Origin of the sequence: Paenibacillus chartarius (assembly GCF_042432825.1) — a bacterium.
GTDB lineage: Bacteria > Bacillota > Bacilli > Paenibacillales > NBRC-103111 > Gordoniibacillus > Gordoniibacillus chartarius.
Genome location: NZ_JBHLWN010000024.1, coordinates 61,576 through 82,740 on the forward strand (window position 1 = coordinate 61,576; position 21,165 = coordinate 82,740).

General features: G+C 60.7%; 21 protein-coding genes. All 21 read left to right on the plus strand.

The window, feature by feature from the left end; genetic code table 11:
• Positions 1-6 precede the first annotated feature (6 nt).
• Positions 7-897, plus strand: a complete 891-nt coding sequence (locus ACFFK0_RS05610) for an ABC transporter permease (protein ID WP_377468966.1) — start codon at positions 7-9, stop codon at positions 895-897.
• 22 nt (positions 898-919) lie between these two features.
• Positions 920-1,699, plus strand: a complete 780-nt coding sequence (locus ACFFK0_RS05615; protein ID WP_377468967.1) for a cysteine hydrolase family protein — start codon at positions 920-922, stop codon at positions 1,697-1,699.
• Positions 1,699-2,127, plus strand: coding sequence for a cupin domain-containing protein (locus ACFFK0_RS05620; protein ID WP_377468969.1), 429 nt, complete (start codon positions 1,699-1,701; stop codon positions 2,125-2,127). The genes ACFFK0_RS05615 and ACFFK0_RS05620 overlap by 1 nt, the downstream gene beginning before the upstream one ends.
• 38 nt (positions 2,128-2,165) lie before the next feature.
• Positions 2,166-3,371, plus strand: coding sequence for an amidase (locus ACFFK0_RS05625; protein WP_377468970.1), 1,206 nt, complete (start codon positions 2,166-2,168; stop codon positions 3,369-3,371).
• A 41-nt stretch (positions 3,372-3,412) separates the two neighbouring features.
• Complete coding sequence (locus ACFFK0_RS05630) at positions 3,413-4,231, plus strand: creatininase family protein (RefSeq protein ID WP_377468971.1); 819 nt, start codon at positions 3,413-3,415, stop codon at positions 4,229-4,231.
• Positions 4,228-5,097, plus strand: coding sequence for a fumarylacetoacetate hydrolase family protein (locus ACFFK0_RS05635; RefSeq protein WP_377468973.1), 870 nt, complete (start codon positions 4,228-4,230; stop codon positions 5,095-5,097). The genes ACFFK0_RS05630 and ACFFK0_RS05635 overlap by 4 nt, the downstream gene beginning before the upstream one ends.
• A 51-nt stretch (positions 5,098-5,148) precedes the next feature.
• Positions 5,149-6,468, plus strand: a complete 1,320-nt coding sequence (locus tag ACFFK0_RS05640; protein WP_377468976.1) for an FAD-binding oxidoreductase — start codon at positions 5,149-5,151, stop codon at positions 6,466-6,468.
• Positions 6,469-6,504: 36 nt separating this feature from the next.
• Positions 6,505-7,932 carry an 8-oxoguanine deaminase gene (locus ACFFK0_RS05645; protein WP_377468977.1) on the plus strand — a complete coding sequence of 476 codons (1,428 nt, stop codon included), beginning with the start codon at positions 6,505-6,507 and terminating at the stop codon, positions 7,930-7,932.
• Between the two features lie 68 nt (positions 7,933-8,000).
• Positions 8,001-8,954 (plus strand): XdhC family protein, encoded by a 954-nt coding sequence (locus ACFFK0_RS05650; protein ID WP_377468979.1) that lies wholly within the window; start codon positions 8,001-8,003, stop codon positions 8,952-8,954.
• Complete coding sequence (locus tag ACFFK0_RS05655) at positions 8,951-9,610, plus strand: NTP transferase domain-containing protein (protein WP_377468981.1); 660 nt, start codon at positions 8,951-8,953, stop codon at positions 9,608-9,610. The genes ACFFK0_RS05650 and ACFFK0_RS05655 overlap by 4 nt, the downstream gene beginning before the upstream one ends.
• 160 nt (positions 9,611-9,770) lie before the next feature.
• Positions 9,771-10,700, plus strand: coding sequence for an FAD binding domain-containing protein (locus ACFFK0_RS05660; protein WP_377468982.1), 930 nt, complete (start codon positions 9,771-9,773; stop codon positions 10,698-10,700).
• Complete coding sequence (gene pucD / locus ACFFK0_RS05665; RefSeq protein ID WP_377468983.1) at positions 10,691-12,979, plus strand: xanthine dehydrogenase subunit D; 2,289 nt, start codon at positions 10,691-10,693, stop codon at positions 12,977-12,979. Before ACFFK0_RS05660 ends, pucD begins: the two co-directional genes overlap by 10 nt.
• Positions 12,966-13,481 carry a (2Fe-2S)-binding protein gene (locus ACFFK0_RS05670; protein WP_377468984.1) on the plus strand — a complete coding sequence of 172 codons (516 nt, stop codon included), beginning with the start codon at positions 12,966-12,968 and terminating at the stop codon, positions 13,479-13,481. Before pucD ends, ACFFK0_RS05670 begins: the two co-directional genes overlap by 14 nt.
• On the plus strand, positions 13,478-13,963 hold the full coding sequence (locus ACFFK0_RS05675; protein WP_377468986.1) for a nucleoside deaminase: 486 nt from the start codon (positions 13,478-13,480) through the stop codon (positions 13,961-13,963). The genes ACFFK0_RS05670 and ACFFK0_RS05675 overlap by 4 nt, the downstream gene beginning before the upstream one ends.
• Positions 13,960-14,469: a 2-oxo-4-hydroxy-4-carboxy-5-ureidoimidazoline decarboxylase gene (gene uraD / locus ACFFK0_RS05680; protein ID WP_377468987.1), complete on the plus strand. Its 510-nt coding sequence runs from the start codon at positions 13,960-13,962 to the stop codon at positions 14,467-14,469. Before ACFFK0_RS05675 ends, uraD begins: the two co-directional genes overlap by 4 nt.
• 17 nt (positions 14,470-14,486) lie before the next feature.
• On the plus strand, positions 14,487-15,449 hold the full coding sequence (pucL, locus tag ACFFK0_RS05685) for a factor-independent urate hydroxylase (RefSeq protein ID WP_377468988.1): 963 nt from the start codon (positions 14,487-14,489) through the stop codon (positions 15,447-15,449).
• Positions 15,446-15,832 (plus strand): hydroxyisourate hydrolase, encoded by a 387-nt coding sequence (gene uraH, locus ACFFK0_RS05690; protein ID WP_377468989.1) that lies wholly within the window; start codon positions 15,446-15,448, stop codon positions 15,830-15,832. Before pucL ends, uraH begins: the two co-directional genes overlap by 4 nt.
• A gap of 5 nt (positions 15,833-15,837) precedes the next feature.
• Positions 15,838-17,214 carry an allantoinase AllB gene (allB, locus tag ACFFK0_RS05695; protein ID WP_377468990.1) on the plus strand — a complete coding sequence of 459 codons (1,377 nt, stop codon included), beginning with the start codon at positions 15,838-15,840 and terminating at the stop codon, positions 17,212-17,214.
• A 21-nt stretch (positions 17,215-17,235) separates the two neighbouring features.
• Positions 17,236-18,489: an allantoate deiminase gene (gene allC / locus ACFFK0_RS05700; protein ID WP_377468991.1), complete on the plus strand. Its 1,254-nt coding sequence runs from the start codon at positions 17,236-17,238 to the stop codon at positions 18,487-18,489.
• The gene (locus ACFFK0_RS05705) at positions 18,486-19,775 is read left to right on the plus strand and encodes a (S)-ureidoglycine--glyoxylate transaminase (protein WP_377468992.1); all 1,290 of its coding nucleotides are present in this window, start codon (positions 18,486-18,488) and stop codon (positions 19,773-19,775) included. The genes allC and ACFFK0_RS05705 overlap by 4 nt, the downstream gene beginning before the upstream one ends.
• Positions 19,772-21,157: an amidohydrolase family protein gene (locus ACFFK0_RS05710; protein ID WP_377468993.1), complete on the plus strand. Its 1,386-nt coding sequence runs from the start codon at positions 19,772-19,774 to the stop codon at positions 21,155-21,157. Before ACFFK0_RS05705 ends, ACFFK0_RS05710 begins: the two co-directional genes overlap by 4 nt.
• Positions 21,158-21,165: the final 8 nt, after the last annotated feature.

A 21,165-nucleotide genomic window follows, 5' to 3' on the forward strand; every position in this document is an offset into this window, starting at 1 on the left:
ATGTCTATGGATAAGCTGGCTGTGAGCCCGGCAATGTTGACGGAAATGAATGCCGCCGCTTTCGAAATCCGGATCTATGAGGAGCGCGAGGCGCACAAGAGGTCGTTCGATGAAAAATTCAACAAGGCTCTGGGGCGGATTTTGCCGCCGCTCGGCGTGTTTATTCTGGTTGTCGGACTTTGGGAGATCGTGCTGCAGCTTACCGGCATTAAGGCCTATTTGTTTCCCAAGCCTTCCGACATCGTGCAGGCGGCCGTCATGAACGCCTCCAATTTGGCGGTATCCGTCAGAACGACGGTGGCCGAGGCGGTTCTCGGCTTTGCGGCCAGTGTCGTGCTCGGGGTTGCTTTCGCGATTTTGCTCGCCCTGTCGAAGACGATCGAGCGGAGCGTGTACCCTTATGCGATCGTGCTGCAAACGATACCGATCGTGGCGGTCGCCCCGATCATCGTCATCTGGTTCGGCGCCGGGATGAACGCCATTGTCACGATTGCTTTTCTGATCAGCTTCTTCCCGATATTGTCCAATACGCTGATTGGCCTCAACGCGACGGAGCAAAACATGAAAAACTTGTTTTATTTGTACAACGCGACCAAGTGGCAGACGATATGGAAGCTGCGTTTTCCCGCCGCGCTCCCGTACATTATGGCCGGATTGAAAATATCGTGCTCCCTGTCGGTTGTCGGCGCCATCGTCGGCGAATACATCGCCGGCATCGGCGGATTGCAGGGCGGCCTGGGCTATGCGATTACCGTGGCGTCCACCCGGCTGCAGACCGCATATTTGTTCGCATGCGGCATCTCGGCGGCGCTGGTCGGCATCGTGTTCTTCCTGCTGATTAGTGCGCTCTCCAACCGGCTGCTCCGTTCGTGGCACGACTCGGCGATGAATGCTTGACGGTCGGAAGGTGATGAGTGAGATGAACACGCTCGGAAATTATAGGCTTCATTGGCGAGTTTCGCGGGAAGCGGCGGATCTTCGCCGGGAGCGCCGCCCGCAGGCGCCGGTCAGCTTCCCGGCCGAGCCGCAGCATCTGACGCTGGATTTGGAGCAATGTGCGATGATTGTCGTGGATATGCAGAACGATTTCTGCTCCCCCCAGGGGTGGCTTGGTTCGATCGGGGTCGACACGGCTGGGCTCCTGGCGCCGGTTCGGCCGCTGACGCTGCTGCTCCCGGAGCTAAGGCGTCTGCGAGTACCTGTCGTCTGGCTCAATTGGGGCAATCGCGAAGACCGGATGAACTTGAGTCCTTCGGTGCTGCACGTATACGATCCCGACGGCGGCGGGAACGGAATCGGCAGTCCGCTGCCGGAGAGCGGCTCCCGCGTATTGGAGAAAGGGAGCTGGGGAGCGGCGCTGATCGATGAATTAACGGCGGAGCCGGACGACATTCATGTGGATAAATACCGGATGAGCGGCTTCTGGGATACGCCTTTGGACAGCATATTGCGAAATCTCGGTGTGAGCACGCTGTTGTTTGCGGGGGTTAATCTGGATCAATGCGTCATGCATACGCTGCAGGATGCCGTGTGCCTCGGCTACGACGCCGTGCTGCTGGCGGATTGCTGCGCAACCAGCTCGCCGGATTATTGCAAGGAAGCGACATTTTACAACGTGAAAACGTGCTACGGCTTCGTGGCCGATTCCGGAGCCGTGCTTGCGGCGATGGAAGCTGCGGGCGGAAAGGGGAATGAGTAATGGCGATACCCGGTCTTGTGATTGGACATTATGCTGACTGTCCGGTGCGTAAAATTTCCGAGAGCGATTCGAATAAGTTCGTGCTGCTGTGCGACGGCGGTCAGGCACCCTTCGTATCTGTCGTGGAAATCTTCGACGCAGGCGGCATGACGCCGCCTAACGAGCATGCCGAAGCCCATGAGTACTTCTATGTACTGGCCGGCGCAGGAGAGGCGATTGTCGGGGAGGAACGTACGGAAATTCGTGCAGGCTCTTTCTTTATCGTTCCGCCCGGACACAATCATCAGGTCATCAATACGGGCAAGGGGCGGCTGTACGTCCTGACAACGATGGTGCCCGACGAGAAGTTCTCCGATCTGATCAAGGCCGGCCCGCAGGCGCGGCTCGATGAGGAGGATTTGGCTGTACTGGAAGGGATACTGCCGTAGCCGGCAGCGGATCGTGCGGCGGGAAAGGAGGATGACGCATGCGGAGCTTATGGAATGCTTATATAGATGAAGATTTGCGCATCGAGCCCTCGGGCGGCGGGGGGCTGCAGGGCATGACGTTTGCGGTCAAGGACGTGTTTGCGGTAAAGGGGCATGCGAATGCCGCCGGAAACCCGGCTTGGCTCGCTACGCATCAGCCCGCTGCGCAGCATGCGGATGCCGTGGAACGGCTGCTCTCTGTAGGGGCGAGACTAGAGGGCGCGACGCATACCGACGAGCTGATGTTCAGCCTGAACGGGGAAAACTTCCATTACGGAACGCCGGTCAATCCGAATGCACCCGGCTGCATTCCGGGAGGCTCCTCCAGCGGCTCCGCCGTAGCGGTAGCGGCCGGTCTGGCGGATTTCGCGCTAGGCACGGATACCGGCGGTTCGGTACGAATTCCGTCGGCTTACTGCGGGGTATTCGGTATGCGGCCGACCCATGGCTCCGTTTCCATGGAAGGGGTAATCCCGCTGGCTCCGAGCTTCGATACCGTGGGCTGGATGGCCAGAGACGGGGATGTGCTGTGGGAAGTTGGGAAAACGCTGCTTGATTGCAGTGTGGTTCAATCTGGCGGTGCGGACGGCGGTTTCCGTCGTCTGCTTGTAGCGTCGGAAGCCTGGCGCTCGGCGGATCGTCCTTACCGGGAGGCGCTGCAGCTGCCGCTGCGGGTGCTCGAATCGGAGCTGGTTTGCCGTCCTGTCGAGCTGGCTCCGGAAGGCCTGCCGCAGTGGGTTCAGACGTTTCGGACGCTGCAGGGCTACGAAATCTGGTCTGTGCACGGCGAGTGGATACGCAGGCACCAGCCGCAGTTCGGTCCGGGTATTGCCGAAAGATTTGCATGGGCCGGGACGCTTCGCAAGGAGGATTACGTGCGGATGCTCCCTGTTCGTCAGGCGATCAAGGAGTCGTTGACCCGGCTCCTCGGAACGGATGGGCTGCTGGTCCTCCCTACGGCCCCATGCACCGCTCCGAGGAGCGGGCTTGCCAGCGAAGTGACCGAGAGCACCCGCGCCAAAGTGATGCAGCTTTCCTGCATCGCCGGCTTGGCCGGGCTGCCGCAGGTGACGGTTCCTATTGCCGGGCGGGACGGATTGCCGGTCGGGTTGTCTTTCATTGCCGGACCTTATCAAGATCTGAAGCTGCTCGGCTGGATCCGGGAGGCGGCAAGGAGCTTTGCGGCCATATTTGCAGTGCAGTAGGGAGCGGTTAAGGATGAATACCTTCGTAAAGGAACATGCCTATGTTTACAAGATATGACGGTGCCGCTTGGGAACGGCGTTTCTTGCCGAGATTGACCAGCAAGCAAATCGCAGAGCTGCCGAAGGATGGGGTGCTGACGGTGCTGCCGGTCGGCGCCGTGGAGCAGCATGGTGCCCATCTGCCGGTCATGACCGACGCGCTCATCGGTGAAGCGACGCTGACCCAGGCGCTGGAGCTGCTCCCCGAGGAGATGCCGGTCTGGCTGCTGCCGCCTATCGCTTATGGCAAAAGCAATGAACATATGGGGCTGCCGGGGACGATATCGCTTTCCGCTGCAACGCTGCAGGGCTTGGTGATGGATATTGCCGAAAGCTTACAGCTCAGCGGCTTCCGCAAGCTTCTCCTGTTCAATACGCACGGCGGGAATGTCGACTTGCTGAACGTCGTCTCGAGGGAAATCCGATTGAAGTTCGGCATGACGGTGTTTTATTTGTCTCCCTCGGGGCTAGGGGGAGCCGATGGAATCATCGATCCCGAGGAGCTGGAATACGGCATACACGGAGGAGAGTACGAAACCTCCATTGTGCAAGCGATCAAACCGGGCTGGGTGCAGGAGCAATATGTGACTGCGGAGCTGCCGCAAATCAAGGGGCGGCAATTTGTGACGCTGGAGGGCCGCATTCGCTTCGCGTGGCATATGACCGACATTTCCGCAAGCGGCATATGCGGCGATGCAACGAAGGCGAGCGCCGGCAAAGGGAGGGTGATCCAGGACCGGATCTCAACGGTCCTGGCGCAGGTGCTCGTTGAAATGTGCGAGTTCCATCCTGACGAGGTCAGGGGGCTTGGCCGGGGATGAAGCTGGCGACGATTTCTTTAGGCCGCGGAGAGGAGGCGGCGATCGTTACGTCCGGCGGGCTTGCGCCGATCCGCCGGATCAACGAGGCTGCAGGTGCCGGATGGAGCACCGAGATGCTGGGGCTGCTGACGGGAGGCGAGCACGAGAGGCTTCAGGCATGGTGCCGGGGCTCCGGGCGGGAGCTGCTGAATCGGCTGACGGAGGTTCCGCTGGCGGAGGCGGTTTACCGGCCGCTATACCGCAGGCCCCGCAAAATATGGGGGATCGGCGCCAACTATGCCGCGAAGGCCGGAGCGATGCAGGTGATCCCGCCGGAGGCGGAGCCGATCTGCTTCATGAAGCCGGATACGAGCTTGATCGGACCGGGCGACAGCATCGTTCTGCCCCGGGGACAGGGGCGGATCACGGCGGAAGCCGAGCTCGGCATCGTGATCGGCCGCGCCTGCAAAAACGTAAGCGAACGTGAGGCCCGGGAGGTGGTGGCCGGGTTTACGCCGACGCTCGACATGACGGCGCAGGATATACATGCGCGAAATCCGAGGTTTTTGGGAAGGGCCAAGTGCTTTGATACGTTCTTCAGCTTCGGTCCTCATCTGATGACGTGGGATGAGCTGAATGATCCGGATGCGTTACAGGTGCAGACCGTTTTGAATGGAAAAGTTGTACATCGTGCCGAAGCGGGCGAAATGACGTACTCGCCGTGGCTGATCGTCTCCTATTTTTCGAAAATGATGACGCTGCTGCCGGGCGATGTCATTATGACCGGGACGCCCGGCTCGGTTGAGCTGGCCGACGGGGATACGGTCGAATGCCGGCTGGGCGATTTCACCGCATTGGTCAATCCGGTGCGGGCGGAACGCGAATGAATCATGGATGAAGCATGATGGAATATAACCGGTTAAGGCGGGTGGATGATCATGGCGTTATCGTGGAAGAGCTTTATGGAAAGGGACTTGGCGGGCAAGGCGTTGTATACGGACGAGGCCACCGTAGAGAAGTTGTCGAAGGACTTCTATTGGTATTCGCCGGTGCTGGACAGGAAGCTGAAGGATAAACGCGGCGATGCAGTCGTCGTGCCCCGGGATGAAGCGGAAGTGGCGGACGTGCTTGCCTTTGCCTACCGCCATCGCGTGCCGGTGACCGTGCGGGGTGCCGGTACGGGCAATTATGGCCAGGCGGTTCCTCTGGACGGCGGTATCGTGCTGGACGTCAGTGAAATGGATCGAATTCTCGAGATCGGCGACGGGTATGCCCGCGTTCAGTGCGGCGTCAAGCTGGGCGTATTGGACAAGAAGGCGCGTGAGCTCGGTCAAGAGCTGCGGATCTATCCCAGCACCTACGCAAAAGCGACGGTCGGCGGCTTCGTGTGCGGGGGATCGGGAGGGATAGGCTCGGTAACATGGGGCAATCTGTGGGACGGCAACGTAATTTCCGCAGTGGTCTATTCGATGGAGGAGCGTCCGCAGCGCCTGGTCGTTTCCGGCGATCTGCTCGTGGACTACATTCATAATTACGGAACGACGGGGATCATGACGGAAGTGACCCTTGCGCTGGCGCCGAGAACGGAATGGATGCAGGTTGTCGTCGAGTTCGAGGATTTCGAGGCGTCCGTACGATTCGGCGAGGCTTTGGCCCGCAGGACGGATATTTCCAAACGGCTGGTGACTCCCATCGAATGGCCGCTGCCCTCCTTCTTCAAGCCGATCGGGAAGGTGCTGAGTCCGGATAAATCGGTTGTTTTTACGGAGATAGCGGACGGTCTGCTGACCGAAGTTACCGCGCTGGCCGCCGAATTCGGAGGGCGGCCCGGACATGTCATACCTGCGGAGAGGTATCGCAAGACGATCGGCTTATCCGATTTTACGTGGAATCACACGACGCTATGGGCGCTGAAATCGGATCCGGCGTATACGTATTTGCAAGCGGGTTTCGACCCCGACCGGTACATCGAGCAGCTGCGGACGCTGAAAGGGAAATTCGGGAGCGAGCTGCTGATGCACTTTGAGTGGGTGCTGTCCGGAGGGCAGCTGCTGCCGAATGCGCTGCCGGTTGTCCGGTTCGAATCGGAGGAGCGGCTGTACCGCATTATCGAGACGTGCCGTTCGATCGGCGTGGAAATTTACGATCCCCATACGTGGTCGCTCGACAACGGCGGGCGCGGCGCCGTGCCGAGCATGCAGGCCCGCAAGAGGATGAACGATCCGCTCGGGCTCTTGAATCCTGGGAAAATCGGCTGAATCCAATCATGCTAAGCTGCAGGAAGAAGGGGAGCCATGGGTACATTACTAATTAAAAATGCCAGATCCATCGTGACCATGGATGAGGAGAGGCGAGTCATTCCGGGCGGCAGCTTGTATGCAATCGGACAGGAAATCGTCGCCATCGGCACGGATTTGCCCTACAAGGATGCCGACACGGTGATTGATGCGGCGGGGATGATCGTCTATCCGGGCTTGATCAATACGCATCATCATCTGTTTCAAACGTTAACCCGCAATTTGCCGCTCGCTCAAGATTGTACGCTGTTCGACTGGCTGTGCACCTTATACGATATTTGGCGCAATCTGCGTGCGGAGGATATTTATATCAGCGCGGCGGTCGGGTTGGGAGAGCTGCTCAAAACGGGCTGCACGACGGCGGCCGACCACTTCTACTGCTTCCCGAACGGGGCGTCGGACGAATTGATCGACGAGGAGATTCGGGCTGCTGCGGAGCTGGGCATCCGATTTTACCCGACTCGCGGCTCGATGACGTTGGGTCGGTCCCGGGGCGGTCTTCCTCCGGATGAAATTTGCCAAAGCGACGAGGTTGTGCTGAAGGATACGCAGCGGGTCATCGAGACGTACCACAGCGACGACAAGTTCGCGATGGTGCGCGTCGGCGTAGCTCCCTGCGCGCCGTTCAACGTGACGAGCGAGCTGCTGAAGGAATCGGCGGCGATGGCGCGGAGCTACAAGGTGCGGATGCATACGCATTTGGCCGAGACGATCGACGAGGAGCAGTACTGCCTGGAAAGGTTCGGCATGCGGCCGCTGGACTATATGGAGCAGCGCGGCTGGGTCGGCGACGATGTCTGGTTTGCCCACGGCATCCATTTCAACGACGACGAAATCCGGTTGCTCGGCTCGCATTCGTGCGGTATTGCCCATTGTGCGACGAGCAACATGAAGCTGTCCTCCGGCGTGTTCCCTGTCCACCGCATGCTGGATGCCGGCGTTCGGGTAGGGCTCGGTGTAGACGGCTCGGCTTCCAATGACGGCTCGAACATGTTGGCCGAAGCGCGGGTGAGCTACTTGCTGCACAAGCTCGCGCACGGTCCGAATTCGCTGCGGGCGGAGGAGGTGCTCGCGCTGGCGACTCGGGGATCGGCTTCCGTGCTCGGGTGGGAGGATGCGATCGGTTCGCTGGAGGTTGGCAAGGCTGCCGATCTGTTTATGATCGATACGCGCAGGATGGAATTCGCGGGTGCGCTGTTTGACGACGCTGCGCTTCCGATTATCGTCGGGATGTCGCGGCCGGTGGATATGACCGTCGTGGGCGGAAAAGTTGTTGTGCGGGACGGCAAGCTGACGAATGTGGATGAAACGAGGGTGGCGGCGGAGGCGCAAGCCGCGGCGGCCAGACTGCTGAACGAAGCGACGCTGCGGACGAAAATCAATTACCGGATGGCGCGGCAGGCGGGGCAGCGCATCGCAAGATGAATGAAAGGCCGGGGGCGACCGATACGCTTCCCGGCTTTAAGTCTACCTGGGGATAAGGGGGCGGGCATATGGACATGGAGAATATTGCGGCATATGCGGGGCGCGAAGAGGCCGGCGCGGTACTGGCTACCGTCATTTCGGTTCAGGGGCATGCGTATCGGAAGGAAGGGGCGTTTATGCTGCTGGCGGAGGACGGCCGCCGCATCGGAAGCGTCAGTCCCGGCTGTCTCGAGGCGGATCTGCAGGCCAGAGTGGCCGAAATTGTGCGCAATGGTGTGTACGAGGTCGCGGAGTACAACTTGAGTCCCGAAGAGGACGCGATTTGGGGTGAGGCGATCGGATGCGGCGGGGCGATCCGTATATTGCTGGAGCCGCTAACGGCTTCGATGCGACGGGTGTTGATTGAGATCGGCCGCAGAATCGGAGGCGGCGAGACGGTTTGGCTCGAACGGCACGCGGCAGGCGGGGCGCTGCATTACTGCCTGGAAGATCAGCCTGTTCTCCGCGGCGGCAAGGTGCCGTTCTATGTTTCGTGCTATGCACCGCGGCCCAGGCTTATTATTTTCGGGGCGGGCGAAGAGGCGGCGGCGGTTAACGGGCTGGCGCAGAGCATCGGCTTTCGCGCGGTAATCGCCGACTGGCGCCCCGGCTTGTGCCGGGAAGAACGGTTCCCGCAGGCGGAGATCATCGTCGGGGAGCCGGAGTATGTTGTGCGCCGGTTGAAAGTGAATGGCGGGGATTTTGTTATGATAGCGAGCCATCACCTCCGCCGGGACCATGATATGTTCACCCGTCTGCTGCCGTTATCCCCTGCTTATCTAGGCATCGTCGGATCCGCCAAGCGGGTAAAGCTGCTGCTCGGCGAAGCTCCGGTACCGCCCTTCGTTAAAGCGCCGATCGGGCTGCCGATCGGTGCGGAAGGCGCGGCCGAAATCGCCGTCAGTGTGGCCGCCGAACTGGTTGCCTGGAAGAAACGGCTGCGGACCGCACAGGTTGTACAGCCGGGGAGGAAGGAAGCATGAAGATCGCCGGAATCTATATGGCGGCGGGGGCAGGGCGGCGGATGGGGGAGCACAAGCCTTCGATCCCGCTGCTGCCCGGGGTGTCTATGGGCGGAATGGGGCTCAAGACGCTGCTCGGCGCCGGTCTGGCTGCGGTTTCGGTCGTCGTGCGGGCGGGAGACGATTTGGAGTGGCTGCCGGACGAGTTGCGCAGTTCGCGCGAAGCGGGAGATGGCGCGTTCCGAATCACCGTGTGCGGCGATTCGGCGATGGGGATGTCTTTCTCGTTGAAATGCGGTCTTCGCAGCGTCATGCCGTTCCGTCCTGATGCGGTAGTCGTGATGCTGGCGGATCAGCCGTTCGTCTCCGGCGGGCTGGTAAAGCGGATTGTGCGCATGTGGCGGCAATATCCGCATCTCGATTACGTTGCCGCCGGTCATGGAGAAGCTTTGCTGCCTCCCGTGCTGCTGGCCGGGTCGATGTTTCCGGCGCTGCTGCGGCTTAAGGGCGATCAGGGGGCGAGGCGGCTGCTTGCGAGTGAACGGTACTCCGGGGCGGCGGTCCGGGTGTCGGGCGGCGATGAAGTGATGGATGTGGATGCTCCGGGCGATTTGGATCGGGCGAGACGGTACGCCGGACAGTGCAGGTACGTCCATGACAGTAAATATGACATGTAATTTCGTCCCTCAGTGCGTGATGCACAAAAACCGATCGTTTTCATTGGTGTGCGGCACAAATGTATGTTATGTTTGTTTACCTTAAAGTTACGTCTGAGTATAGTTGGATTAATCGATTGATCATGATTTCGAAATAGGCATAGAGGGAGGGCGGCGGTACATGGCGGAACGAATCGGGAAGGAGTTGGCGCATCCGGCCGTATGGCACCCGAAAGACGCAGCGGAGGCGAGACGGCTGAGAATGTCGCTCGGCAGCCGCAGCCTCTATGTTGCCGGCGGCACGCTGCTCAGAACGCAATGGGAAGCGGAGCTTCGGAAGATGCCCGAGCATGTGATCGACCTTGGCTCCGTTCGGGAGCTTCGTGAAATTGCGGAGGACGGCTGTGTACTTAAGCTCGGGTCGCAAACGACACTAGCCGAATGCCGCAGCAGTATGCTGCTTATGCAGGATTTTCCGCTGCTGGCAGAGGCGGCCCGCGCTATTGCAGCGCCTTCGGTGCGCAATCTGGCCTCGCTTGGAGGGAATGTCGTATCCTGTGTCGGCGATACGATTCCGGCCTTGCTGATCTACGAAGCCGAGCTATTGTGGCTGGGGAACGACGGATGGCAAATCGAGCCCATCGGTATGTGGCTGGATCAGATGCAGCAGCAGGGGGATGCGGACATGGATCGGCTGCTTGTATCCGTCAGACTGCCGATCGATGCCGGCATGGGACACGCCGGACGACGTTTCGGCTGCTATCATAAGGTGGGCCGGCGGGAGGCGTTCACTCCTTCCGTAGTAACGGTTGCGATTCGAGGAAGTGTGAGCGGTGAGGGGAAGCTTTGCGGCCTGCGAGCAGCAGCCGGCGGCGGACAAACGATCCCTCGGCGGCTCGTTGAGCTGGAGGAGCAGCTCGAAGGGGCGGCGCCCGGGGAGGCGGCTCTTGCTGCGGCATACGAGACGGTGATGAAAAGCTTTGACCCGAAAGGAGATGCCTTCGCTTCGGCGGAATACCGCCGGGTCACGGCGGCGAACTTGATTACGGCGGCGTTGTGGCAGGCGGCGCAAAGCGGGCACGCGGGAACGGAGGTGACGCCATGCTGCTGAATCGGGAAAATAGCGGGGCGAGATGGCGGATCAGACCGGACGGTCCGGGGAAAGTAACGGGAGGTCTAGCGTACTTGACCGATATGAAGGCGCCGGGCATGCTGTACGGGCTCGTGCTGCGAAGTCCGCATCCGCATGCACGGATCGTATCGGTGCGGACCGAACGGGCGGCGGAGCTTTCCGGCGTACGGGCGGTGCTTACGAGCAAGGACGTGCCGGGCTTGAACCGGTTCGGTATCGCGCGTCAGGATCAGCCTGTGTTCTGCGAAGACCGCGTCCGTTATGTCGGCGATGCCGTGGCGGCGGTTGCGGCGGATACGCCCGAGCTCGCTGCCCGCGCGCTGGAGCTGATCGAGGTCGAGTATGAGCTTCTGCCGGTACTGGACAATCCCGAAGCGGCTCTGGCTTCGGATGCGCCTCAGCTTCATCCGGAAGGAAATGTGCTGCATGCCGCTTCCTACAAGCTTGGCGACGCGGATGCGGCGTTCGCCGACTGTGCGCACATCGTCGAGCAAACGTACCGGACGCCCCGGCAAATGCATACGTACATGGAGACGGAGGGCGGTCTCTTCGTACCGGAAGCGGAAGGGCGGCTTACTGTGTATGCCCCCACTCAGCACGGCCGCATGGACCGTCTGCAGCTGGCGCGCATTCTGGCCGTGCCGGAGGAGCGGATACGCATCGTATCCAGTCCGATCGGCGGCTCGTTCGGCGGCAAGGATGAGCTGAACGTGCAGCCGTACGGAGCGCTGCTGGCGATGGCGTCCGGCCTTCCGGTCAAGCTGCATAATTCGAGGCGGGAGTCGGTCCGGTCCGGGCTCAAACGCCATCCCATGATAGTGCGCATGAAGACGGGAATCGACCGGAACGGGAAAATTACGGCGCACCGGGTGACCATTCTTGCGGATACCGGACCTTACGCGACTTTGGGAGCCGAAATTTTGAATTTCGCCACCGAGCACGTCATCGGCACTTATGAATTTGGCAGCATCGACGTGGAGAGTGTCTCGGTATTTACGAACAACGGGATGTCGGGGGAGTTTCGCGGCTTTGGCGGGAATCAAGCGATTTTCGCGTTGGAAGGCCAGATGGATCGCTTGGCCGCCCGTACCGGCATGGACCCTTGGGAATTCCGCAGGCTGAATTTCAAGTCTGCGGACGGAACCGGGCCGTTCGGGCAGCCGATCGCGGTGAACGACAACGCGCAGAAGGTGTGGCGGACGCTGCGGGATAGCCGCCTGTGGCAGGAGCGCGCCCAGGGCTGCGGAGCCGGTAAGTTTCCGTGGCTCAAGACCGGTATCGGAGCGGCCTTCGTCACCCATGGCGCCGGTCTGGGCTACGGTATTCCCGATCCGGCGGGAGGGCGGCTGACGTTAGCGAAGGATGGGAAGATTGAGGCGGCCTTCGGTTACGAAGAGTGCGGCCAAGGGCTGCTTGCTTCGCTGGAGCAAATGCTGATCGAGCAATTCGGACTCGCTTCGGGCGACATACGCATGCTCATCGGAGATACCGATGCCGTACCCGATAGCGGCTCCACTACGGCATCGCGGGCAACGAGCATGATGTGGCGGTCGCTTCAGCTGCTGAAGGAACCGTTCACCGCAAAAATGCTCCAGGCGGCGGAGCGGGCGACAGGTATACCGGCTGTGAAGCTGCGTCTTGGCCCCGGCGGAATTTGGGAGCGGGAGGCCGATCTGCCCGCGATCGGTTATGCCGAGTTGGCCGATACAGCAGCCGAGCCGATCGTATGTGAAGCGCGGACGCATTACCCGGTCTCGGCTACGGATCGGGTAGGCGCCCATTACTTGTACTCTACCGCAGCGGTCGCGGTGAAGGTCGAAGTCAATCAGCTCACGGGCAAAGTCCGGGTGGTCGAGCAATTCCATGCGGTTGCGGCCGGGCCGGTGATCAATCCGCAAGGATACTTGGGGCAAATCGAGGGGGGCGCCTCCATGGCGTTAGGCTATGCATTGATGGAGGAAGCTGTCATGGAGAAGGGGCATTACGCCACCCGGAATCTCGATACGTATTTAATTCCGACCATCGCCGATATGAGCGGACCGGTCGAGGTGGTCGCCCTAGAGGATCTTCCGGGCGGTGATGAGCACGGTCCGAGAGGCATCGGGGAGATCGGCTCGGTCGGCCTTGCGCCCGCCATTGCAGCAGCGGTGGAGCACGCCGCAGGCGTGCGGGTCGACCGGCTGCCGATTGACCCGCAGCTCTTGCAAGCGGCGCCGCACATTCGAGCGAAGGCGGTGAACGGCCATGATGAAGCATGATGCCGCAAGGCAAATAGCCGACGATAGCGAATGGTGGACGGGAACGGTGAACGGCCGTCCGGTAAAGCTGGCGGCTGCTCCGACCAGGCGGCTGCTCGATATTTTGCGTGATGATCTGGAGTTGACCGGAACGAAGCGTTCCTGCGAAATTGGCCGCTGCGGCGCTTGTATGGTCATGGTTGACGGGCGTCCGATCAATTCGTGTTTGATGATGGCGTATCAATGCAATGGGAGCGAAATTCGGACGGTTGAGGGAATTGCGGCGCAAGAGGGGGCATTTCACCCGGTGCAGCAGGCGTTCCTGGAGCAAGGAGGTTACCAATGCGGATACTGTACGCCGGGGATGATCGTTTCGGTTACGGCGCTGCTCGATCGGATTCCCGATCCTTCGCCCGAAGAGGTGGAGGAAGCGTTGTCCGGCAATTTATGCCGCTGTACGGGATACGGGGGGATTATTCGTTCCGTCCGGCAAGCCATTGAACAAAGGAGGGCGGGGACGTGAAGGATCGGCTTATGCATATTCGTCTGCTATCGCGCTGTGTCGACATATCCAGGCGTTCCCGCGAAGCGGGAAATACGCCGTTTGGCTGCTTGCTCGCGGGAGCGGACGGCACGGTCTTGTGGGAGCAGGACAACTGCGAAATCACCGAATCCGTCTGTACCGGACACGCCGAAACGAGGCTGATGGAAGCAGCGTCCAACCGCTGGTCCAAGGAGTTCCTCTGGATGTGCACCTTGTACACGACGGTGGAGCCGTGCGCAATGTGCTCGGGGGCGATCTATTGGGGGCACGTCGGCACCGTCGTTTACGGCGTCTCCGAGAAACGGCTGGCGGAGCTGACCGGTGACCACCTGCAGAATCCGACGCTCGATTTGCCGTGCAGAGAAGTGTTCGCCAGGGGGCGCAAGCCGATCGTTGTAGAAGGCCCGTTCCCGGAGCTGGAAGAGGAAGTCATATCCGTGCATAAGGGGTATTGGTCATGAGGGTGACGATCGAGCTGCTGAACGAGATGAATAAGGATGAATTTTTACGCATAGTCGGTCCTGTGTTCGAGCATTCGCCATGGGTAGCCGAGCGGGTATGGGACTTCCGTCCGTTTCGGTCGGTTGCCCAGCTGCACGGCGAGATGATGAGCCGGGTCCGGGAAGCCGGCGAACCGGCCGTACTACAGCTGTTTCGCGCCCATCCGGATCTCGCCACCCGGCTGAAGGTCACCGAGCTGTCGGCCGGCGAGCAGGGCGGCGCCGGCTTGGACCGGCTGTCTCCTCAGGAGTATGAACGGTTTTCCGAGCTGAATCGCAGGTATAAACAAAAATTCGGCTTCCCCTTCATCCTCGCAGTTGCAGGCAAGACCAAAGAACAGATCGCAGAGGCGATGGAACGCAGGCTGCAGCATGAGGCCGCCGAAGAGTGGAGGCGGGCGCTGAGCGAAATTGCCAAGATAACGGAAATTCGCTTGGAACGCATCATTCAATCTACAGCACACTGAAGAGGAGGGACGCGCTTATGCTGCATTTGACTACTGGGCGCACGCTTTATTACGGCAAGGGGGATGTGCTTGTTTACCGCACGTATGCAAAGCCGCTGGAAGTCGTGCCGATACCGGAATCGCCGTTCACCGGGGACAGCAATGTGATTTTCGCCCACAATATGAAATTTGCCGTTAGCGGCGTATCGCTGCTGACCTCTTTCACCGAAGGGGACAACAGCAGAGTAGTGGCGACCGATTCGATGAAAAATTTTATTTTGCGCCAGGCGGCTCATTTCGAAGGGGGCAGTACGGAGGGGCTTCTCGCCTATGTGGCTGAAAAGTTTCTGGATACCTACGCTCATATCGACGCTATCGAGCTGAGCGCGGATCGGATCCCGTATCAGGCGCTCGCCACACCGGGGCCCGGCGGTTTTTACGGCAACGGCCTCGTCTTCCGGCGTTCGCGCAACGAGCATGCCGGCGCGCATATGGAGGTTCGGCGCGAAGGGGTGTCGGCGGCCATTGCCTCTCTGTGGTGCACGCTGTCGGATTTGCAGCTGATCAAGGTCAGCGGCAGCTCGTTTTACGGGTTTGTCCGGGATGAATATACGACGCTGCCCGAAACGAAGGACCGGCCTCTGTTCATCTTCCTGGACATCCTGTGGCGGTATGAGCATTCGGCGGATGCCGTTTCGCCGGAGCACGGGCGTTATGCGGCCGCAGAGCAGATCCATGATATCGCGCACAATGTGTTTTACGAATTCGCCACTCCGTCGATTCAGTATTTGATCTGGTTGATCGGGCAGCGAATCTTGACCCGGTTCCCGCAAATCGCCGAGGTTCGGTTCGAGTCGAACAACCGGACGTGGGAGACCGTGGTGGAGCCTGCAGAAGCGGGGAAAGCCGGAGTTTATACGGAGCCTCGCCCGCCTTACGGCTTCCAGGGCTTCTCGATGACGAGGGCCGATCTGAACCGCGAAAGCGGGATTAACGGATGATGACCCGACTGACGACGCATGTGCTGGATATATCGAGAGGAGTTCCTGCTGCCGGTGTCAACGTGCAGCTCTGGCACTTGCGGGAATCGCCGGTTCTTGTAGCGGAAGCCGTAACGAATGCCGACGGCCGGCTGGATCAACCGCTGCTCGACGGGGATGCGGATGCCGGTGTATATGAGCTTATGTTCGCAGTCAGGGATTACTTCCGGAAACAGCCTGACGGGCCGACCGACAAGCTAGCTGCGGAGCCGACTGCGGGGGGCTGGGCGTTCTTGGAGCAAGTGCCCGTGCGCTTCCGGCTCGGCAATGCCGATTCCGAATCCCACTATCATATCCCTCTTCTTGTTGCGCCTGGGGGATACAGCACATACCGGGGGAGCTGAGAGCCGTGGAAGCATTGGATGCCGTAATTCGAGGGGGAACCGTCGTCATGCCCGGAGAAGTCGCCGCAGCGGATGTCGGGATCAGCTCCGGGAAAATTGCCGCTATTGCCGAGCGGATTATCCCGCAGGGGACGGCTGAAGTTATCGATGCCGAAGGGCATCTGGTAATGGCCGGGGTCGTCGATATGCATGTTCACTTCAATGAACCGAATTTCGGACATTGGGAAGGGTTTGCTTCGGGCTCGGCGGCGCTTGCCGCCGGCGGCTGTACGGCCTATGCCGATATGCCGCTCAACGGATGTCCGCCTACCGTCAACCTTGCCGCCCTTCAAGAGAAAATTCGGCTTGCGGCGGGCGAATCTGCAGTCGATTATGCGTTCTGGGGCGGCCTGGTTCCCGGCAATTTGGATCGTCTTGAGGAGCTTGCATCGGCGGGGGTCATAGCATTTAAAGCGTTCATGTCTAACCCTGGCGGCGTTCACGAAGGGCGCTTTCGCGAGGTTGATCCCGATACGCTTTATGCCGGCATGCGGCGCATCGCAGCGTTCGGCGGCCTGCTTGCGCTGCATGCGGAAAGCGAGCCGCTCACGTCGCGGCTTGCGGAGCTCTCGCGCGCCCGGGGCCATACCGATGCCGCCGCCTTCGCCGCGTCCCGGCCTCCGGAGGCTGAGCTCTCGGCGGTAGAAGAAGCGCTGGCGATGGCGGCGGACGCCGGCTGCCGGCTTCACTTCGTGCATATCAGCACGCCGGAGGCGGTGGAGCGACTAGCGGCCGCCAAGCGGCGGGGGCTCGACGTCAGCGTGGAAACCTGCCCGCATTACTTAACTTTGACGGAGGAAGATATGGCGTCGCTCGGTCCGGCGGCGAAATGCGCCCCGCCGCTTCGCTCCGCCGGGCGGCGGGAGCTGCTCTGGGAGCGGGTGCTCGGCGGAGAGATCGATTTGATCGCCTCGGACCATTCGCCATGCCCCAAAGAGATGAAGACGGCTCCCGGGCTGACCTACTTCGATGCCTGGGGCGGTATTGCCGGAGCCCAGAACAGTCTGGAGCTGATGCTGGAGGAGGGGTGGGTCAAGCGCGGCGTCCCGCTGCCGCTGCTGTCCAAGCTGCTGTCCTCGGCGCCTGCGCGCCGGTTCGGGCTGTATCCGCGGAAAGGGGAAATCGCTTTAGGGTTTGACGCCGATATCGCCATCGTGAATCCGCGTGCGGATTATACGCTTGCGGAGCGTGATTTGCTGCATCGCCATAAGCATAATCCGTATATCGGCAAGCATTTCTCCTGCAGGGTGGTGCGGACCTTGTGCCGAGGGCGGACCGTCTACATGGAGCGGCTGGGCATCGTACAGTCCGGCGGCGGCTGTCTGCTCAAACCGGGTAAGTAAAAACGATAAGGGGTGGAACGAATGGACATCGGAGCGGATGATTTTGCCGAACTTTCTCCTTTGCTGGAGGAACTGGCCGGCTTTAGCGAGAGCGGCGGACCCGGTGTGACTCGGCTGCTGTATACGAAAGCGTGGCTGGACGCCCAGATGTTCCTGGCCGAACGAATGCGAAGCTGCGGGCTGGAAGTCCGGTTCGACCGGGTCGGCAATCTGTACGGCCGTCTCGCCGGCTCGATGCCCGGCGCCTCGGTCGTGCTTACCGGCTCTCATATCGATACGGTGCGGGCGGGCGGCCGGTTTGACGGGGCCTACGGCATTGCTGCCGGGCTGCTCGCGGTCGCCCGTCTGAAGGAGGTTTACGGAACGCCGGTCAGGCCGCTTGAAGTCGTGTCTTTCTGCGAGGAGGAAGGGAGCCGGTTTCCGCTGGCCTATTGGGGCTCCGGGAATGTGTCCGGTATGTATGCGGAGCGTGACGGCAGCGGGATATTCGATCATGAAGGGATATCGCTGGAGGAAGCGATGCGCGAAGCCGGGTTCGGCTTGTCCTCCCAACCGGATAGCCGGAGATCGGATATCGGCGCTTTCGTCGAGCTTCATATCGAGCAGGGGGTCGTTCTCGAACGGATGGGCCGGCGCATCGGTCTCGTGGAATCGATCGTTGGCCAGCGCCGATATTCGTTAACGTTGTCGGGAAAACCGAACCATGCCGGTACGACGCCGATGAAGATGCGCAGAGACGCGCTGGCCGGCGCTGCCGAAATCATGCTCGAGCTTGAGGAACGGGCCTGGCATGCCGGCGATCCGCTGGTCGCTACGGTGGGCCGGATCGAGGCCACCCCTAACACCCCTAATGTCATTGCCGGTGAAGTCCGCTTTACTTTGGATATTCGTCACGACGACGAGCTGGAATTAGAGCGATTCTCCCAAGGAGTGCTGGATGCTTCCCGGTTTATTGCGGAATCCCGACAGCTAACGCTCGACATTCGTTCATGGCTGCAAACGGCGCCGGTGCAGATGGATTCTCAGCTTGTGAAGGTGCTGCAGGGCGTATCCGCCGGGATGGGGATCACGTCGCGCCGTATGGCGAGCGGAGCCGGTCACGACGCACAGGTGCTGGCCGGGATATGTCCGTCCGCCATGCTGTTTGTGCAGAGCCGTGACGGCATCAGTCATTCTCCGGAGGAGTATACGATGCCGGAACACCTGCAGGAAGGCGCCGCCGTACTTGCGAACTGCTTGCGGCAGCTAGCTTACGGAGAGGAGGGGTTGCGATGATCGAGCGCCGGTCCGCTTACGCCGAGCTGTCGCCTTCTCAGCGAATCATCATGACTCCGGGGCCGGTGGAAGTCGATCCGCGCGTGCTGCGCGCCATGTCCTATCCGATCCTCGGACAGTTCGACCCCGAGTTTACCGGACTCATGAATGAAACGATGCAGCTGCTGCGGGAGCTGTTCCAAACAAAGAACCGGTGGGCGTATCCGGTCGACGGAACGTCGCGTTCGGGGATCGAGGCGGTGTTGATCAGCTTGATCGAGCCGGGCGACCGGGTGTTCATTCCGATATATGGGAGGTTTGGGTATCTTCTTCAGGAGATTGCCGAGCGCTGCGGGGCGGAGGTGGTCACCGTGGAGAAGGAATGGGGGACCGTGTTCGATCCCGGGGAGCTGGCGTCCTGCATTGTGCGAGAGCGTCCCGCTGTAGTCGCTCTCGTTCACGGGGAAACGTCCACGGGTCGCCTGCAGCCGCTGGAAGGAATCGGTGCAGCCTGCAGGGAGGCAGGGGCGCTGCTTGTTGTGGATGCAGTCGCCACCTTGGGAGGAGTGCCGGTCGAGACGGACGCTTGGCAGCTTGATGCCGTGATCGGCGGCACGCAGAAGTGCCTGTCCATCCCGGCGGGAATGGCGCCGATTACGTATAACGAACGAGTTGAGCGAAAATTGCTCGCGCGCAAACGTGTTGAACGAGGGCTGCGTGCGGATGGGAACGAGCGCGATCGCAGGGGGGAGGCCAGCTTGCCGGCGGGTTCGCCGATTCGCAGCAATTACCTCGATATCAGCCAGCTTCAAGATTATTGGAGCCCGGCCCGTCTGAACCACCATACGGAGATGACTTCGATGCTGTACGCTTTACGGGAAGGAGTGCGGCTTGCGCTGGAGGAAGGGCTGGAGGCCCGGTTTGCGCGGCATCGGAAGCATGAATCGGTGCTGGTGGCCGGACTTGCGGCAATGGGGTTGAAGCTGTACGGCGAACCGGCCTGCAAGCTGCCTGTCGTCACCTGCATTGAAATTCCGGACGGGATCGACGGGGAACAAGTGCGAGCCGTGCTGCTTCGCAGCTTCGGCATCGAAATCGCCAGCTCCTTCGGGCCGCTCAAGGGGCGGATTTGGCGGATCGGTACGATGGGCTACAGCTGCCGGCAAACGAACGTGCTGCATTTGCTCGGAGCGCTGGAGGCGGCGCTGCTCTATGCCGGATATAAGCTGCCCGCGGGAAGCGCCGTCCGGACCGCGCTTCGGATGTACGACGAAATGCACGATAAGGCTGAGGAGGGATTGCCGTGAACGGGACACTGCTGTATAACGGAACGGTGCTGACGATGGACAGCGGCCTCCGCGTGCTGAAGCCGGGCTATGTGTATATCGAGGGAGACACGATCCGCGAAGTGGGCGAATGGGCGGAGAACGAGCGTTTGGACAGCATCCGCAAGCGCTGCTCGCATGTTTACGATGCGGCAGGCAAGGCGATCATCCCCGGTCTGATGAATGCCCATACGCATCTGTTTCAAACGTATATGAGAGGCGTGTCCGACGACATGCCTTTGTCCGAATGGCTGCGCAGCGTCATATGGCCGATGAGTCTCGCGATGGAGCCGGAGGATTTTTATTTGGCGGCTTTGATCGGCTGTGTCGAAAATTTGAAATCAGGCGCGACCTGCCTTATGGATCATCATTACATTCATACCTCTTTGGATAATACCGCAGGTGTTCTGCGGGCGTTCGCCGAGTCCGGGATACGAGGACATTTGGCGCGCGGCGGCTCCGATCTGTCGGGCCAGCTCCGGCTGCGGGAAACGGACGAACAAGTTTTTGCCCACACGGACGCCCTGCTCGATGCGTGGCATGGAGCGGCGGCGGGACGCATCCGCATCGCCCTTGGGCCGCTTAACTTATACGGCTGCTCGCGGAATTTTCTGGAGAACGCCGCACGCTACAGCGAAGAGCGCGGGCTTATCAATCATGTGCACGTGGCGGAGACGAGCGGCCAAATTGCGAACACGCTGGAACGGTTCGGACTGAGAAACCTGGAGCTGCTGGACGCGGTCGGCTTGCTTGGCGAGCGTACGCAGGTGGTGCACGGCATCTGGCTGGATGACGGCGAGCTGGAGGCGATCCGTAAAAGGCGGGCGTCCGTCGTGCATTGTCCGGTATCGAATATGTATTTGGCTTCCGGAATTGCCAAGGTGCCGCAAATGCTGCGGATGGGCATCAATGTTGCGCTTGGCACGGACGGTCCGGGCAGCAACAATTGTCAGGATAATCTCGAGGTGCTGAAGTTTGCCGCTTGCTTGCACAAAGTGGACCAGCTCGATTCGACGCTGCTGCCGCCGATGGAGGTGCTGCAAATGGCGACGATCGGCGGGGCGAAGTCGATGGGACGAGACAACGAGCTCGGCAGCCTGGAGCCGGGGAAGAAAGCGGACGTTGTCGTCGTCGATCTCGAGAAAGCGCATATCGGCCCGGTGCACCGGGTATCATCGGCGCTTGTATACAACGCTAACGGCAACGATGTCGAGCTTGTTCTGGTAGGCGGGCGAGTCGTTGTCGAGCATGGACAGTGCGTGCTGATCGACGAACGGGAAGTGCTGCGCCGGGCCCAGTCCCGCGTCGACGCTTTACGAGCCAGGCTGGCGGTGCATTACCCGATATTCGCTGCGAATGACTAATCGATACG